The sequence below is a fragment of the Micromonospora sp. MP36 genome, from assembly GCF_008119785.1.
Lineage (GTDB): Bacteria > Actinomycetota > Actinomycetes > Mycobacteriales > Micromonosporaceae > Micromonospora.
In genome coordinates this window covers 17,153-32,819 of the sequence record NZ_VSFA01000056.1, presented here as the reverse complement: position 1 = coordinate 32,819, position 15,667 = coordinate 17,153, and the positions used below count along the sequence as shown (strand labels likewise).

The 15,667-nt window shown below is 69.9% G+C and carries 13 protein-coding genes; 9 read left to right on the top strand and 4 right to left on the bottom strand.

The window, feature by feature from the left end; genetic code table 11:
- Positions 1–84: 84 nt before the first annotated feature.
- Positions 85–705, bottom strand: a complete 621-nt coding sequence (locus FXF52_RS27425) for a MerR family transcriptional regulator (RefSeq protein WP_148801221.1) — start codon at positions 703–705, stop codon at positions 85–87.
- Between the two features lie 1,495 nt (positions 706–2,200).
- On the opposite strand from FXF52_RS27425, the gene FXF52_RS27420 reads away from it, so the two are divergent.
- The 4 genes from FXF52_RS27420 to FXF52_RS27405 all read left to right on the top strand — a co-directional run bounded on the left by FXF52_RS27420 (position 2,201) and on the right by FXF52_RS27405 (position 7,461).
- Entirely contained in the window at positions 2,201–3,013 is an 813-nt protein-coding gene (locus FXF52_RS27420) for a helix-turn-helix domain-containing protein (RefSeq protein ID WP_148801220.1), read from the top strand.
- A 251-nt stretch (positions 3,014–3,264) separates the two neighbouring features.
- Complete coding sequence (cmdF, locus tag FXF52_RS27415; RefSeq protein ID WP_148801219.1) at positions 3,265–4,857, top strand: tyrosine 2,3-aminomutase; 1,593 nt, start codon at positions 3,265–3,267, stop codon at positions 4,855–4,857.
- A 12-nt stretch (positions 4,858–4,869) separates the two neighbouring features.
- Complete coding sequence (locus FXF52_RS27410; protein ID WP_148801218.1) at positions 4,870–6,210, top strand: condensation domain-containing protein; 1,341 nt, start codon at positions 4,870–4,872, stop codon at positions 6,208–6,210.
- A 12-nt stretch (positions 6,211–6,222) separates the two neighbouring features.
- The gene (locus tag FXF52_RS27405) at positions 6,223–7,461 is read left to right on the top strand and encodes an acyl-CoA dehydrogenase family protein (RefSeq protein ID WP_148801217.1); all 1,239 of its coding nucleotides are present in this window, start codon (positions 6,223–6,225) and stop codon (positions 7,459–7,461) included.
- 360 nt (positions 7,462–7,821) lie between these two features.
- On the opposite strand, the gene FXF52_RS27400 is transcribed toward FXF52_RS27405, so the two are convergent.
- Complete coding sequence (locus FXF52_RS27400) at positions 7,822–9,192, bottom strand: extracellular solute-binding protein (RefSeq protein WP_148801216.1); 1,371 nt, start codon at positions 9,190–9,192, stop codon at positions 7,822–7,824.
- A 188-nt stretch (positions 9,193–9,380) separates the two neighbouring features.
- Here FXF52_RS27400 and FXF52_RS27395 point away from each other — a divergent pair, with 188 nt between their 5' ends.
- The 4 genes from FXF52_RS27395 to FXF52_RS27380 are packed head-to-tail and all read left to right on the top strand — an operon-like array spanning position 9,381 to position 13,326.
- On the top strand, positions 9,381–10,943 hold the full coding sequence (locus FXF52_RS27395) for an amino acid adenylation domain-containing protein (protein ID WP_148801215.1): 1,563 nt from the start codon (positions 9,381–9,383) through the stop codon (positions 10,941–10,943).
- Between the two features lie 50 nt (positions 10,944–10,993).
- Positions 10,994–12,175, top strand: a complete 1,182-nt coding sequence (locus tag FXF52_RS27390; RefSeq protein ID WP_148801214.1) for an acyl-CoA dehydrogenase family protein — start codon at positions 10,994–10,996, stop codon at positions 12,173–12,175.
- 21 nt (positions 12,176–12,196) lie between these two features.
- Complete coding sequence (locus FXF52_RS27385) at positions 12,197–12,439, top strand: phosphopantetheine-binding protein (protein WP_148801213.1); 243 nt, start codon at positions 12,197–12,199, stop codon at positions 12,437–12,439.
- A 5-nt stretch (positions 12,440–12,444) separates the two neighbouring features.
- Entirely contained in the window at positions 12,445–13,326 is an 882-nt protein-coding gene (locus FXF52_RS27380) for a phytanoyl-CoA dioxygenase family protein (RefSeq protein WP_148801212.1), read from the top strand.
- 199 nt (positions 13,327–13,525) lie between these two features.
- Here FXF52_RS27380 and FXF52_RS27375 read toward each other — a convergent pair whose 3' ends face one another.
- Entirely contained in the window at positions 13,526–14,050 is a 525-nt protein-coding gene (locus FXF52_RS27375; RefSeq protein WP_222870705.1) for a helix-turn-helix domain-containing protein, read from the bottom strand.
- 73 nt (positions 14,051–14,123) lie between these two features.
- Between FXF52_RS27375 and FXF52_RS27370 the strand changes: the two genes are divergently transcribed.
- Positions 14,124–14,717, top strand: a complete 594-nt coding sequence (locus FXF52_RS27370) for a dihydrofolate reductase family protein (protein ID WP_148801210.1) — start codon at positions 14,124–14,126, stop codon at positions 14,715–14,717.
- A gap of 19 nt (positions 14,718–14,736) precedes the next feature.
- On the opposite strand, the gene FXF52_RS27365 is transcribed toward FXF52_RS27370, so the two are convergent.
- Positions 14,737–15,666 carry a Gfo/Idh/MocA family protein gene (locus FXF52_RS27365; protein ID WP_148801209.1) on the bottom strand — a complete coding sequence of 310 codons (930 nt, stop codon included), beginning with the start codon at positions 15,664–15,666 and terminating at the stop codon, positions 14,737–14,739.
- Position 15,667 lies beyond the last annotated feature (1 nt).

The following is a 15,667-nucleotide window of genomic DNA, read 5'->3' as shown; positions in this document are numbered from 1 at the left end:
CGGGGAGGCTCTGGCCGCGACTTTGCGGCTTTGGCCCGCATTCGCGCACCGCCTGCGTCAGCCGGCCGTCGACGAGTGAGCCGGTCAGCCGAACCGTAGGGCGACGTGGTGCTCCAGGGCCATCCTGCGGATCGCGGTCAGCGCGACCTCGAGCAGGACGCTGCGCGCGGCCGCAGCCGCGCGGTTGGGTTTCTCCGGCGAGAGCAGGTCGAGCTCCCGCACGATGAGCTGCTCGGTTGCCTCGGCGTACGCGGTGAAGAAGTCCATTTCGCAGTCACAGCCCAGCTGTCGCAGCGCCGCCAGCACCTGCGCCAGGTGGGTACTGACCGGCGCGTCCGGGTCGACCTGCCAGCCGTGCTCCTTGATCAGGCCCTCGACGCTGTCGCGCGCGCTGCGCAACACGCTGGCATTGTCCGGCCGGGGACCCTCCTGAGGGACCTGCGTACGGTTGACAACATCGAAGAGCCCCGGCAGAGGGAGCTTCTCGTTCTCGATCGCGGCGAGCAGTGTCCGGACCGAGGTGAGATCGAGCTGGCCGATGGTGGTGAACGCGCGGATCAGCCGCAGTCGGCGCAGGTGCGCCTCGCCGTAGGCGGCCTGGTTGCGGCCGGTCGGCTCGCCGGGCGGGAGCAGGCGTTCGCGAAGGTAGAACTTGATCGTGGGTACCGGTACACCGGTCTGCCTGCTCAGATCCGATATGCGCATGGAAACCCCACATCCCGCACGTCAACGGTCACCCGCCCGTGCCGGTGCTCTCGCTGCACGACGTCGGTGTTCTGTTCATAGACCAGGTTCGTCGTAAGGTCGGGGCGATTGTACTTTGACGAGGCGACCCCGCGACTGTGCAAAAGAAGACACGCGCCTGGTTGGTGCCCGAGGGAACGCCGATTGGTGGCCGGTGTTGCCTCGGGTCGCGCTACGCGACCGTGGCCGCCCACAAACCCGCCGACCCGACCCATGGCGAGGGAGCCTTTCTCGTTAGTGCCGAGTTGAGTGCTGTTCGGGTGTCGGAATAATCATTCGGAATCCCTCGGGAACGTTTTTATGAAATGGTGCGGCAGTGCGGTGTTACCCATGAAGTGCCCAAGATGGCTGCGCGGCGAGGTGCCGTGATTTGACTATGACGGTGCCGACAAGGCCTGGCGACAGCCGGCGCGGAAGTCCGGCGGGTTGCGTTGGCAACGGGTCTCCCTCAGCGGGTGTGGCTATGCGGGCATGGATATTGTCGGCGTATCTCGTATGCGATGTCTTCTCGATCCGTGCGGTGTAGCTGAATCGACACTTTGTGTGATGGGCGGCGGCGGGATCAGTCCGATCTGTACCGTCATCGGTAGGCCGCCGCGCACGCGCCGTGACAGCGTGAGTTCGGGGACGACGCGGTGGCCGGGGCCACCCGCTGTGGACCGCTGGATCGACTCGGCGTGGGTCGGAGCGCTCGGACTCCGGCCAGAACCGCGGATCGCGGTGGCGGCGTGCACGGCTGGCGCGCGAGGTCGCCGGGCTCGCGCCGGACGAGCGTGCGGCCGGGCGCCTGGCGCGGCCGACCGCGTGGGCGTCGCGCCGGGTCACCGACGCGGCCGGCGAAAAGTGCCGGGCGGCCGGTCACGGCGAAGCCGACCTGGTGCGGCGGACGTCATGTGCGAGCCCGGCAGCTGACCGCCAGGTCGGGCGGACGCTGTACCACGATCTGCGGACGCTTGGCGCCTGAGCGCTCGACCGTCCTGTACCGATTTGTAATACCGGCAGCGCGCGGCGTCGGTCCCAAGAAATGGAGGCGTTTCTGGGAACGATTTGCGCGGCGATTCGCCATGGTGTAGAACGCCCGTTTTCGAGCACCTCTGAAATGGATGATGCATTGAAGTTGGTGATTCAGACTGCGGGCAGCGGTGAGCATCGGTATCCATCATCGCGGACGACGCGTCGAGGTTGACGATTCCTGCTGCCGACAGCAGTGAGCATCAGTATCCAAATTTACTTCACGTGTGCGCTGCGTACTCGGCTCGTAAGTGGAGGGTATTGCTCGCCATCTGGGGGTCGGCTAGCCTGTCTCCGGGGATCAGGGAGTTCCACATCCATCGATGATACCGATGCCAAAGGACAATTTCGGCGACTATTCCCTGTCATTGTCGAGGCAGGCGAGAAATGTGGTCCCGAATTGCTTTGCCATTCCAGGGTCGTCGACTGCCATCAGGGGGATATCATGGAGGACGTTGCCGAACGGGCCGTGCGGCGGGCGATCGAAGCGATGCACGAGCGGCTGGGCGACGAGTTGACCATCGACGACCTGGCCCGCGCGGCTATGTTCAGCAAGTTCCACTTCACGCGGATCTTCCAGCGGCTCACCGGCGTCTCGCCCGGTCGTTTCCTGTCGGCGTTGCGCCTGCAGCGAGCCAAGCATCTGTTGGTTTCCACATCAATGAACGTCGCGGACATCAGCGTGCAGGTCGGGTACAACAGCGTCGGTACGTTCAGTTCGCGCTTCAGCCGCAGCGTGGGCATGTCGCCGACAGCGTACCGGCGCCGCGCCGGGTATGCCGTCGCCATCCAGGCCGCCGCCGACAGCGCGAGCCGCCGTTCGAACGCCCGGCTGTCCTGTCGGCTGCGCCTGCCCGAGCCGGACCAGGCGGTGATCTTCGTGGGCATGTTCGCCCACCGGATCCCGGAGGGCCGACCGGTACGCTGCGCGGTGCTTGATCAACCCGGCCGGGTCGTCTTCAACTCGGTACCGCTCGGCACCTGGTACCTGCTCGCGCAGTCAGTGTCACTGGACGGAGCCGAGGTCGGTACCGGGGCGGACATCGCCGACCGGCCGGTGTCGGTCGCCACCTACGGTCCGTTCACGGTACGGGCCGACTCGATGATCGCCGCAGACCTGGAGCTGCGGCCGACCCGGGACCTGGACCCGCCGGTGCTGCTTGCCCTGCTCGACGCGCGCAAGTACGCGATGGACCGGAGGAGCGAGACGCAGGACGCCCCGCAGCCGGGATACGAGCGCATCGCCGCCGCCGCCTGACCGGCCCCTCGCACCTTCGGTGCGCACGACGATCCACATGCGCCGGCCGAGCGCCGCCGTCGGCGGTCGCATCTCCATCAATGCGGGACGTCGCGTGGCACGCGTCATGGGGCCACCTGGCGCACCTCTTGACCGGCGGGCAGGCGGCGGCATCCACGAAGATGCAAGGCCCTCCCGACGGTCATGACAATCGGGGCGCGGCCAGGTAGCAGGGCAGTGACCATCCGTTCGTCACACCACTAGGGAGCGTAATGACCACGGTCGGAACCGACGTCAACGTCGATCTCGACGGTGAGACGCTCGGCCTTCCAGATCTGCGCTGCGTCGCCGAGGACCACGCATTGGTCGCCCTCAGCACCCGGGTGCTACAGCGCGCGGCCTTGAGCCGGGAGCAGTTCGAGGAGACTGTGCGGCGGAACATCCCGGTCTACGGGGTGACCACCGGCTACAGCGAGATGATCTACATCCTCTCCGAAACGGCCAAGGAGACCGAGCTCCAGACCAACCTGGTGCGCAGCCCCAGCGCCGGCATCGGCCCGCTGCTGAGCGAGGTCGAGGCGCGGGCCATGGTCACCGCGAGACTGAACGCCCTCGCCAAGGGGCACTCGGCCGTGCGGCCCGCAGTGCTCGAACGTATCGCACTCCACCTCAACGAGGGCCTCACACCGGCCGTGCCGGAGATCGGCTCGCTGGGCGCAGGCGGCGACCTCGCCCCGCTGGCGCACCTGGCGAGCACCCTGATGGGCGAGGGCTACCTGCTGCGCGACGGAGTGCGGACGCCGACCGGTCCGGTGCTGCGCTCGCTGGGCATCGAGCCGCTGCGGCTGCACTTCAAAGAAGGTCTGGGGCTGATCAGCGGCACCTCGGCGGTGACCGGCGTCGCCGCCCTGGTGGCCGAGTACGCGCTGGCCCAGGCACGGCACGCGGAGATCGCGGCGGCGCTGGTCATCGAGGTACTGCAAGGCTCGATGAGCCCATTCCAGCCGGCGGGCCACGAAGCCCGCCCGCACGCCGGCCAGATTGCCAGCGCCGCCAACATGCGCGCGCTGATGAGCGGCAGCAGGCTGATCATCGAACACGCGGATCGCCGCCGGCGGGTGGCCGCCAGAATGAAGAACGGCAACGGCTCCGTGTTCCGCTCCGACGTCGGTCTTCAACAGGCGTACTCGCTGCGCTGCGTGCCGCAGGTGATCGGCGCGGTCAGGGACACACTCGGGCACGCCAGGCTCAAGCTCGAGATCGAACTCAACTCGGCCACCGACAACCCGCTGTTCTTCCCCGACCGGGAGATCTTCCACGGCCAGCCGGTCGCCTTCGTGATGGACTTCCTGACCATCGCGCTCACCCAGCTCGGCGTGCTCTCCGAACGGCGCAGCAACCGGCTGCTCAACCGGCGCCTCAGCGACGGCCTGCCGGAGATTCTGATCAAGGGCGAGCATGGCCTGCACCGCGGCTTCGCCGGCGCGCGGTACCCGGCCACCGCGCTGGTCGCGGAAAACCGGACGATCGACCCGGCCAGCACCCACAGCATGCCCTCCGACGGCGACAGCCAGGACGTGGTCAGCACGGGCCTGATCGCCACCCGCAACTGCCGGCGCGTACTGCGCAACAACAACATCATCCTGGCCCTGGAGTTCCTCGCCGCCGCGCAGGCGGTGGACGTCTCCGGGCGCCTCGACAGGCTGAGCCCGGCCGGCCGGATCACTTACGACACCATCCGGTCGCTGGTGCCCACTCTCGACGACGACTGCTACCTCGCAGACGAACTTCAGCTGGTCGCCGACGAGCTAGAACGCGGCACGCTGATCGATGCCCTCCACGACGCCGACGTCAACCTCCAGTAAGGAGAAACTGCCATGACCATCACCCCGGAAGCCCCGCAGGCGCCTACCGCGCTCTCACTCCAGCAGCAGTTCCTCTGCCTGTTCGCCCAGGGCTTCGAAGCCGGGCCGTTCGGGCCGCACTACGTGGAGGTCGGCGGGTGGCGGCTCCACGGACGTGTCGACGCGCAGGTCCTGCGCCTGGCACTGGCCGACGTGGTCGAGCGGCATGAGGCGTTGCGTACCGTGTTGCACCTGGAGAACGGTGGCGGCACGCAGAGCGTGCTGCCGGCCCGGCAACCCGAGCTGCAGCTGATCGAACTGGACGGCTCGCCGGGCGTGGACCGGGACCGGCGCGCTGAGCAGCTCATGATCGAGGCGGAGACCCGGCCGTTCCCGATCGACGAGGTCCCGCTGCTGCGGGCCGTGCTCGGCCGCTTCGACGAGCAGGACTCGGTGCTGGTGCTCTGCACCCACCACAGCGCCGCGGACGTCTGGTCGCTCCAGGTGATCCTGCGGGACTTGGCGGAGTGCTACGCGGCTCGCGTCGCCGGGGACGAGCCGCAGCTGCCCGAGGTGACCCAGTACCGCGACTACATCGCCGCACAGCAGGAGGAGGCCGCGGGGCCGACGGTGGCTGCCGCACGGGCCTACTGGCGTGAGACGCTGCGCGGCGCCCGGATCCTGGTCGCGCCGACGCGCCGCGACGAGCAGGTGGCCCCGGCGACGAGCTATCACCGTTTCACCACCGACGCGCACCTGAGCGCGGAAGTGTCCCGGCTGGCCAGGGAGACGCGCAGCTCGCCGTTCATGGTGCTGCTCGCCGCGTTCGCCGTCTTTGTGAACCGGCGCACCCAGGCGACCGACATCGTGGTGCCCACGTTCGCGCCGGGCCGTCAGCACCGCTTCCAGTCCACGGTCGGGTCGTTCTTCAACTTCCTCCCGCTCCGGGTGGATCTGCGCGACTGCCGCACCTTCCGCGATGTCGTCGCCCGCACCAGGACGGCCTGCGTCGGCGCCTTCAAGCATGAGCTGCCGCTGCTGCACGTGCTCGCCGAGGCGCCCGAGCTGATGGCATCGGTCGGCCCCGACGCGGTGCCGTGCCTGTTCCAAGCCGTCCAGCCGCCCTACCTGATGCAGGGCAAGCGGATCGGCGACCTCGAGTACACGGCGATCTGGCGGCGGGTCATGCCGCAGCCGGTCGGCTCGGAAACCCCGGACGGCATGATCTGGTCGATGCACCTGAGCAACACCGAAGTGGTTGGCGGGCTCAGCTTCAGCCGCCACCTGTTCGATCGGGCCGAGATCGAAGAGCAGGTGGCCGGGTTTCTCAGCGTGATCGGCGAGATGGTGGCCGACCCGGATTCGACGATCTGAGAGGTTGACACCATGACCGTCACCGCGAACGACGTGCAGGGCATGGCCCTGCCATCCGAGCCCGACGTCACCCCGGCCGTGCTGATCGAGCGGGCCAAGGCCATGGCGCCCGCCCTGGTGGCCCGCCAGCGTGAGACGGAGGAGCGAACCTACTACGCCGAGGACACCCATCGGGCGTTCCGGGACGCCGGCTTCTACCGCATCACGGTGCCCAAGCGCTACGGCGGCTACGAGTTCGGCTTCGACACCTTCCTGCAAATCGTGATGATCCTGACCCGGGCCTGCGCGTCGACCGGTTGGATGTACTGCCTGGGCGCGGCGCACTCGCTGTTCGCCGGCAGCATGTTCGGGGAGAAGGCGCAGGCCGAGATCTTCAAGGGCGGCGACTTCATCGCGCCCCTCGTCAACGCCCCGCATGGCACAGCCCGGCGCGCCGCGGACGGCGGCTGGATCCTGAACGGCGTCTGGAAGTACTGCTCCGGCGCGCCGTACGCGACCCACCTGATCGGCAACACGATGATCGTCGAGGACGGGAAACCGCCACGCCCGCTGTTGTTCATCGCGCCGCGCGATCAGTGGGAGATGCTCGACGACTGGGGCTGGCAGCTGGGCCTCAAGGGCAGCGGATCGCACAGCATCCGGATCACCGACGGGCACATCCCCAGCCACTTCGCCCTGGAGGTCAATTTCGAGGAGATCTCGGTGACCGGCGGCACCCCCGGACGGGACCTGCACGAGCACCCGCAGTACGGCGGCGCGCCGGCCAGCTCGATGGCCCTGGAGGGCGCACACATCGCGGTCGGCATGTGCCAGGGCGCGCTTGACGCGTACACCGAGTTGATGTTCTCCCGCCCCACGATCCTCCCGCCGTTCCCGCCCAGGGTGGAAGACCCCGACTTCCAGCTCTGGTACGGGCAGGCCAGCAGCATGATCGACGCCGCCGAGACGCTCGTGCTCGCCACGGCGCGGCGCTGGCACGAGCTGTCCGAGCAGCCGCTCGGAGCGTTCACCGCCGAGGAGGACCTGCGGATCGCGTTGACCTGCCGAGAGGCCACGTCGCTGGCCTGGCGGGCCGTCGACGAGATCATCCAACCGACGGGCGGCAGCACCTCCGTGCGAGAGGGGGAACGCCTCGAACGGGTCTGGCGGGACCTCTCCACCGGGCGCACCCACGTCAGTTCCGCCGTGCTACTCACCACCATGGCCAACCGCGCATACACCCAGCTGCGGCTGCAGAGCGAGCGCCGGTGACGGCGATCGTGGCGCTGAGGCCCGCCCAAAGCGGCCGGCCCCGGACATCGTCCGCCTGCTGAGGCGACCGGGCGGGGGCGCACCGGATCGAGGACACGGAACCGCGACTGGATCCGTGTCCTCGCCCGGTGCGCCCCCGTGCGCCCGGCCGCTGCGCGTGCGTCCCCGCTGCGGTGGTCGGGGCGCGGGCGCGCCGCCATGCTCGGGTCATCGACGTCCTGCTAACCAGCACGCCGTGGCGAGGGACGCCGTCCATACCGGAAAAGCCGCCAGCCGCTGCCTCCCTCAGGAAGACAGCGGCTGGCGGCGTGGCCGCGGGCCTGGTCCCGGCTGCTGGCCCTCGACGACCGGGACGGTCGGTCAGGCGCCGATCCGTAGCCGCTCCGGTTCCGACTGCGGCAGCGCCTGGGCGTCGTTGGCGGTGCCCGAATCCACCCGTCGCGCGTACTCGTCAAGCAGTTGCTGAGCCTGGTCGTTGGCCTGGCTGAATCGCGCGACCAGGTCCGCGCCGTCGACCAGCACGTCGTGCATGGCCTGCACACCCGCGCTCTGGATGGGCAGGAAGTTGCCCAGCACCGCGCCCCGGGTGGCGGGGGAGTCGGGGCTCATGCGGAGCTGGTCGATGGCGGCCCGCTCGTGCGGGTTCCGGTCGTACCAACCCTCGCTGGCGAGCAGATCGATCGACGCCTCGGTGGAGGGGATGAACGTCCGCCCGTGGTCGTAGATGCCGCGGGCGTTGCGCGGGCTGTTCAGGAACTGCATGAGGGCCAGCGCGCCGTCACGGGTCCGTTCGTCCAGCCCGTCGCGCAGCCACAGCGACTCACCGGCGATGACACTGCCCGCGTAGCCGGCCCGCTCGTTGTGCGGCATCGGGCTCGCCTGCACGCGGAACCCGGCCCGCTGGGCCGCCCGGACGATGGGCCCGGCCTCGACCGAGGTGCTGACCAGCATCGCCGCGTCTCCGGCGGCGAACGTCTCCATGCAACCCCACCAGTCCGACGACTTGCCGGTGTAGAGGTAGTGGCCCGCCCGGTGCAGGTCCCGCCACCAGGTCGCGTAGGCCAGCATCTCCGGAGACGTGAAGTACACCTTCTCGCTGCGGCCCGACCGGCCGTTGTCGTGGTCGGCGAGCAGCCCGCCCTGCTGGGCCACGGACTGCTGGAACAGCCAACCGAAATTGGGCCAGGTGATCCCGCCGCGACGCGCGCCGTCCCGTCCGGCCACGGCGGCGCACGCGGCCTCCACCTCCGACCAGGTGGTCGGTGGTTCGGCGATCCCGGCGGCCTGCAGCGCGTCCATGTTGGAGAACAGCAGAAGGGTCGAGGTGTTGCGCGGCATCGAGCGCAGCTCACCGTTGAACGTGTGGTACGCCCGCATGTTGGACACGATGTTGTCGAGGACCACGGGCTCACCGAGGATCTCCGCCCGCCCGCCCACCGCCTCGGTGACCGAGGTGAAGAACGGCCGCCCCTCCGGGTCGCGGAGGTCCTGGACCTCCTGCAGATACGTGTACTGGTACGAGGCGATGTGCGGCGCCGTTCCCTCGCGCGCGGCCCGCGCCATCTCCCTGGGGAAGGCCCCTACGTTGACGGCTTCGACGACAGCCCGGTACTGCGGGTGCCTGCGGTTGAACTCCTCCGCCTGTCTCCGGATCGGGTCGACGAGCTGTTGCCACATCGGCCAGCGATTCAGCCAGAGCTTGATCGTGAGCTTGTCGGCTGATTCATGCATCAGTCCTGCCACCTCAGGTCGGCGCCGGGGATATTCGTACGGTTTTCATGCTCTGCGCCGTCACCGGCGGTCGCATCTCCTCGCTTGCTTCGGACCTCCCGCAGGCGGGCACGCGTGAAGAGGACCGCCCCCGGCGCCGCGGGCCAGACTTCAGGTCCGGAGGCCGGACCGTAGTGGAGGTGTCCGCCATGACCGCACCCGTTCTCGCGCCCGGCGCGCCGGTGCACCTGCTCGTCAGGCGCCGCGCCGAGGCCGCGCCCGAAGCCACCGCCATATCGTGGGGTGACGACGCCGTCTCCGCGCGCGATCTCGACCGGCACGCCGCACGGATCGCCGCCGCGCTGACCGGCTTCGCCGGCCGCCCGATCGCCGTGCGGGTGCCCCCCGGGCCCGACCGGTACGCGGCACTGCTCGGGGTGCTGCGCGCCGGCGCCTTCCTGCTGTGGTCCGGCACCGGCGCGGCCGGCGAGCGCGGCCGCGCCATCCTCGACGCGGTGCGCCCGGCTGCCGTGCTGACCGGCGGTACCGGCGACGAGCTGAGCGACTGGCACACCGAACGTACCGGCGTCCCGCAGATCGACGTGACCGCCCTGCCGGACGTGACATCGACCGAGCCGTCCGTCCCGCCCGAGGCATGGGCCTACCTCGCGCACACCTCGGGCTCCACCGGCCGTCCCAAGGGCGTGCCACAGACGCACGCCGCGCTGGCGCAGTTCAGCAACTGGTTCGCCACCGAGTTCGGGCTGGCCCCCGGCGTACGGATGGCGCAGTGGGTGGCCCCTGACCACGACCCCGCGCTGTGCGAGACCTTCGCGACGCTGGTGGCCGGCGCGGTGCTCTGCCCCGTGCCGGATCCGGTCCGCGCCCACCCCGGCCGCCTGCTCGCCTGGCTGGCCGCAGAGCGGATCGACGTCCTGCAAACCGTGCCGAGCTTCGCCCGGCAGCTGCTGACGGAGAGCACCGAACGATCCCGGGTGCCCCTGGCTCTACGACGGCTGCTGCTGATGGGCGAGGCCGTGCCGGAGAGCCTGGTCCAGGGATTCCAGGCGGCGGCGCCGGGGATGGCCCTGGCCAACATCTACGGCCCGACCGAGACCGTGGCCGCGACCTGGTACCAGATTCCGCCCGCCAGCCGGGGCGTCGTCCCCATCGGGCGGCCGATTCCTGGCCGGGACGTGCTACTACTCGACGAGCTGGACCTCGAGTGCCCACCCGGCGTGGTGGGCGAAATCGTGGTCCGCAGCCCGTACGTGACCCCGGGCTACCTCGGCCATGAACCCGGCGACCCGGCCTTCCGCGCCGTGCCCGGCCGTGGCCCCGGACCCTGGTACCGCACCGGCGACCTCGGCCTGCGCCGCGATGACGGGCTGCTGGAGTTCCATGGCCGCCGTGACCAGCAAGTGAAGATCCAGGGGCATCGGCTGGAACTGGCCGAGATCGAGTCCGTGCTGCTCGAGCACGGCTCCATCGCCGAGTGCGCCGTGCTCGCCGTGACCGGCGCCGACGGCATCGTCACCAAACTGGCCGCATACGTCGTGCCGCGTGACGGGCCGAGCCCGGCCCACTGGCGCGCCCACATGCGGCAGCGCTTCGGCGACGTGATGCTGCCGATGGTCTTTCGGGTTGTGCCGCGCGCGCTGCCCCGCAACGAGACCGGCAAGGTCGACCGCCGCCTGCTGGCCGAACTGGGCCAGCAGCCGACACCGCCGGCCGACGGCCAAGACAGCAGCTCAGGAGATGCATCGCAGTGACCCCAGCGGCCAGAGTCACACCTAACGGCGTTCGGACTCAAGGAGAATCAATGGAAACAGTCACCACGCTGCCACGAGCGGAGCTGCTGCGGCGCGCGGTCGAGCTCGGCCCCCTGCTGAGGAACAACGCGCAGGCGTCGGAGGAGCAGCGGCGGCTCAGCATCGAGACACTCGAAGCGCTGGGCGGATCCGGCCTGCTGCGCATGCGGGTGCCGCGGCGCTTCGGCGGCTACGAGTCCGACATGCGGACCGTCACCGAGGTGCTGGCCGAGCTGGCGCGCGGCGACGGCTCCACCGCCTGGACCGCGGCGGTCTGGCTGATCAGCAGCTGGATGGTCGGCCTGTTCCCCGACTCCGTGCGTGAGGAGGTCTTCGCGGACCCGGACGTGCGGATCAGCGGCATCCTCAGCCCGAGCGCCATGGCCGTGCCGGTCGACGGCGGCTACCACGTCAACGGCAAGTGGTCGTTCAACACCGGCTGCCTGCAGAGCGCCTGGAACGTCAACGCCGCCGTCCGGCCCACCCCCGACGGGCAGTACGAGCCCGTGATGGTCCTGATCCCGATGACTGACCTGCAGGTCATCGACGACTGGCACACCACCGGAATGCGCGGCTCGGGCAGCGTCTCCACGGTGGCCGAGAACGTCTTCGTACCCGAGGACCGGCTGCTGCCGATGGGCCCGGTCATCGGCGGGGCACACCCGCTCCAGCAGGATCCGTCGGCTCCGATGTGGCGGGCGCCGTTCATGCCGATCGCCTGCACCACGGTGGGCGCGGTCGCCTACGGACTGGCGCAGGCGGCCCGGGACGCCTTCCTCACCCGGCTGCCGGGTCGCAAGATCACCTACACCGACTACGACGAGCAGAGCGCCGCGCCGCTGACCCACCACCAGGTCGCCGGCGCGACGATCCGGGTGGACGAGGCCGGCTTCCACATCCTGCGGACCGCCGACCAGATCGACACGAAGGCGGCCACCGGCGAGCCGTGGACGCTCGAGGAGCGGGCCCGGGCCCGGCTCGACCTGGGCGCCGTGTGCCTGCGCGCCAAGGAGGCCGCCGACCTGCTGGCCGGCGCGAGCGGCGGCACCTCGCTCCAGCTCGACGTGCCGATCCAGCGCATCGAGCGCGACATCAAGGCGCTGAACCTGCACGCGATCATGCACCCCGACACCAACTTCGAACTGTACGGGCGGGTGGCCTGCGGGCTCGCCCCCAACACCCAGTACCTCTGATCTCCTGCCAGGAGGAGCGACATGACCACTCAGCAGCAGCCGGCCACCGCGGACATCGCCCAGCGGGTCGCGGCTATCTGGACGGATGTCCTGGGCGATCAGCCGGGCACGTTCTTCGAGCTCAACGGGCAGTCCATCGCCGCCGTGCAGATCGCCGCGGCGGTTGAGGAGCAACTGGGCGTCACCCTCGATATCGGCGACCTGTTCGAGGACCCGGACCTGGAGACCCTCACCCGTAACATCCTGGCCCGCGTCGAGGGGTGAGGGGGATGGCCGAACTGACCCACGTCACCCCGGCCACCTCGCTCGACGACGTCGTGGAGATCCTGGAACGCGACGGAGCGGTGATCGTCGAGGACTTCGTCGACGCCGAGACCCTCGCCGGGCTCCGGGCGGACCTCGGGCCCGGCCTCGAGGCTGCCGCTTACAGCGAGAGTGGTTACGACGGGCAGAAGACCAAGCGGCTGTCCAGCCTGTTCCACCGGTCACCGCGCCACATGACCAGCGTGGTCACTCAGCCGCAGTACCTCGGCGCGGCCCGGCGCCTGCTGCAGCAGCCCACGCACATGTGGATCGGCAAGGTCCGGATGGAGGTGACGCCGAGCATCCAGATCAGCTTCACCCAGGCGATACGCATCGATCCGGGCCAGGGCCGGCAGCCGTTGCACCGCGACGACGCGATGCATCTGTGGCGGCATCCGGGACCACCGTGCCGGCTGCAGCTGATGCTGGCCATGACCGACTTCACCGCGGCGAACGGCGCGACCTTGGTCATCCCCGGCAGTCACCACTGGGACGACGAGCGGGCGCCGGCGTACGCCGAGACGGTCCCGGCCGTCATGCCCGCCGGTTCCGCGCTGCTCTGGCCGGGCGGTGTCTACCACGGCGGCGGAGCCAACACCACGGACTCGTCGCGGATGAGCCTCTCCGTCGCGCTCGACCTGGGCAACCTGCGGCAGGAGGAGAACCAGTATCTCGCGGTCCCGCGGGAGACCGTGCAGACCCTGCCGGAGGAGGTGCAGCGGCTGCTCGGCTGGGACCGCTGCCCGCCGGGCCTCGGCCAGGTCGAGGCGCAGGACCCGCACCTGCTGCTGGAGCGGACGCTAGAGGAGTTGGCCGTCCGGCCGCGTGGTGCGAATCCGTTGATGTAGCGCCCGCCCGGGTCTCGCCCGACCCGGTCGGTTCCGGCGGCGCGCCGATCGTGAGCCGGTCCGCGCCGTCACCAGACGCAGCCGGTGCGCTCTGCGAGAGCAGACGCACCGGCTGCGGCGTGTGACGCCCGGCGGAGCTCGGCGGGCACGGCCCCGTCCGACGGTCGGACGGGGCCGCTCGGGACGTGGCGGGGTCGGCTCATCGGTCCGCTGACGGACCCGCCACGCCTTCACATCCGAGGCGTTCCCGCTCGGCGGCGTACGCGGCGTTGAGGCGCTCGAAGGGGCCCGGGCCGTGACGCGGCTTCGGCGGGGCGCCCAGGTGGCGCACCCGAAGCTCGTCCATGAGCTCCTCGAGGAACGCCGGGCCCGCGTCGCGCATGAACTGCTGCCGGCTGCGGAGCGCGTCGCCGCCCGGGCGCCAGTCGAGGCCCCAGTTGCCGAGCGCGTGGATGATCGGAAGGGTCTGGATACCACTTTCGGTGAGGCTGTAGCGCGCGCGCTGCCCCCGCGCGGCGGTGCCGCGGGTGAGGATCCCTGCCTCGACGAGCCGCACGAGGCGGTCGGCGAGGATGTTCGACGCGATGCCCTCGATCGACCCGGTGAGCAGCGCCCGGAAGTAGCGGCGGTCGCCGAAGATGACGTCGCGAAGCACGAGCATCGACCAGCGATCTCCGAGCACCTCGACGGCGGCGTTGATCGGACACCCGGACCGTGGTTCCACGCTTCCTCCTTGACAGGTATGTCGCCCTCCATATAGTAGTTGCAGAGCGCAATCACTATGAGAAGAGAAGACGATGGGCCGCTTCGTGTACTGGATGAACGTGTCCCTCGACCTGCGCATCGAGCAGGTTCCCGGGGACAACGGCGCCGGCGAGTGGCTGCGCATCGACGAGGAGCTGCACCGCGAGTTCAACGCGCAGGCGCGCGCGCTCACGCTCATGGTCCAGGGTCGCGTCATGTACGAGATCATGGAGGAATACTGGCCACGCGCCCGCGGGGACGTGTCGCTGCCGGATTTCCTGCGTGAATACGGCGAGATCTGGACCGCCAAGCCCAAGGTGCTCGTCTCCCGCACCCGCCACGACGCCGACCACGACACCCGGATCATCGGCGGGGACGACGCGATCGAGCAACTCGCCGCCCTCCGAGCCAACACCGACGGCACCATCGGCGTGGGCGGCGCGGCGCTGGCCACGCAGCTGCTCCGGGCGGGCCTTCTCGACGAGCTGCTGCTCTTCACCCACCCGGCGATCCTCGGCTTCGGCCGGCCGCTCTTCGACGACTACGACGTTCCCATCGAGCTCGACCTGATCGAGCAGCGGTCGTTCAAGCAGGGCGTCACGATGCATCGCTACGCCATCTGCGATGCGAGCGAGACGAGCCCGTGACGAGGGTCCCGCCAGGCGATCAACCGCGTGTACCACCAGCCTGATCCACCCTTCCGGAGAGACCGAGGTCGGCGGCGCGGGTGAGGTGGTCCCGGGTCCGGGCGTCGCTCAGCAGCGGCTCGTCGAACTCCCGGGTACCCGATCCGGCAGCCTCCAGCACCCGGGTCAGGAACAGGAGCATGCTGTCGGCCGGCGGGAGCTGGTGAGACTCGGCGGTGCCGTGGACGGCCACGCGCACGGTGGGGGAGAGGTCGGGCGGCGCCGAGAACGGGCGCTCGAAGTCCACGCCGGCGTCGGGGCCCAGCAGGTGGAGGGCGTTGCGGTAGCCCGTGGTGAAACCGAACTGGCCGATGACCGTGCGGTCGCCGGGATAACCGGCCAGCACGCTGTAGGAGAGCTCCAGGCCGTCGGGAGCCCGGTCGCCGACGATGACCTGGACGCGGTCGGGCTCGGCGCCCCACAGGACACGGCCCAGGGACGCGAAGTAGGGGCCCGTGTCCAGGAGAGCTCCGCCGCCCCGCGAGCGATCATGCCGGAAATCGGTGGCGGGCACCGGTGGGGTGAAGACGGCTACGGCCTTGGTGAAGGTGGCGTCCAGTGCGCGGGCCCAGGCGAACATCGGATGGTACGAGTAGCAGGTCGCCTCGGCCAGGACCAACGACGACTCTCGGGCCAGGGCCATGGCCGACCTCGCCTCGGCCAGGGTCAGGAACGCGGGCTTGTCGACCACCACGTGGTTTCCGCATCTCAATGCCCACAGCACGGCCTCGGCGTGCTCACCGTTGGCCAGGGAGACGTACACCAGGCCGGGCTTGCGGCCGGCCAAGGTGCGCCAGTTCGTGCCCTCGCGGCGGCTCGCCACGGTGATCGAGTCGAAGGGGAGCGCGGCAGCGGCGGGCAGGACACGCCGCTGTGCGAAGCGCGACTTGCCGATCAGGAGGAAGTCCATG

Bases quoted from the DNA above. Each gene is read 5' to 3' on its own strand.
- FXF52_RS27395 (WP_148801215.1), top strand. From the start codon at position 9,381: ATGACCGCACCCGTTCTCGCGCCCGGCGCGCCGGTGCACCTGCTCGTC.
- FXF52_RS27365 (WP_148801209.1), bottom strand. From the start codon at position 15,666: ATGGACTTCCTCCTGATCGGCAAGTCGCGCTTCGCACAGCGGCGTGTC.
- FXF52_RS27420 (WP_148801220.1), top strand. From the start codon at position 2,201: ATGGAGGACGTTGCCGAACGGGCCGTGCGGCGGGCGATCGAAGCGATG.
- FXF52_RS27425 (WP_148801221.1), bottom strand. From the start codon at position 705: ATGCGCATATCGGATCTGAGCAGGCAGACCGGTGTACCGGTACCCACG.
- FXF52_RS27405 (WP_148801217.1), top strand. From the start codon at position 6,223: ATGACCGTCACCGCGAACGACGTGCAGGGCATGGCCCTGCCATCCGAG.
- FXF52_RS27390 (WP_148801214.1), top strand. From the start codon at position 10,994: ATGGAAACAGTCACCACGCTGCCACGAGCGGAGCTGCTGCGGCGCGCG.
- FXF52_RS27400 (WP_148801216.1), bottom strand. From the start codon at position 9,192: ATGCATGAATCAGCCGACAAGCTCACGATCAAGCTCTGGCTGAATCGC.
- FXF52_RS27385 (WP_148801213.1), top strand. From the start codon at position 12,197: ATGACCACTCAGCAGCAGCCGGCCACCGCGGACATCGCCCAGCGGGTC.
- cmdF (WP_148801219.1), top strand. From the start codon at position 3,265: ATGACCACGGTCGGAACCGACGTCAACGTCGATCTCGACGGTGAGACG.
- FXF52_RS27370 (WP_148801210.1), top strand. From the start codon at position 14,124: ATGGGCCGCTTCGTGTACTGGATGAACGTGTCCCTCGACCTGCGCATC.
- FXF52_RS27380 (WP_148801212.1), top strand. From the start codon at position 12,445: ATGGCCGAACTGACCCACGTCACCCCGGCCACCTCGCTCGACGACGTC.
- FXF52_RS27410 (WP_148801218.1), top strand. From the start codon at position 4,870: ATGACCATCACCCCGGAAGCCCCGCAGGCGCCTACCGCGCTCTCACTC.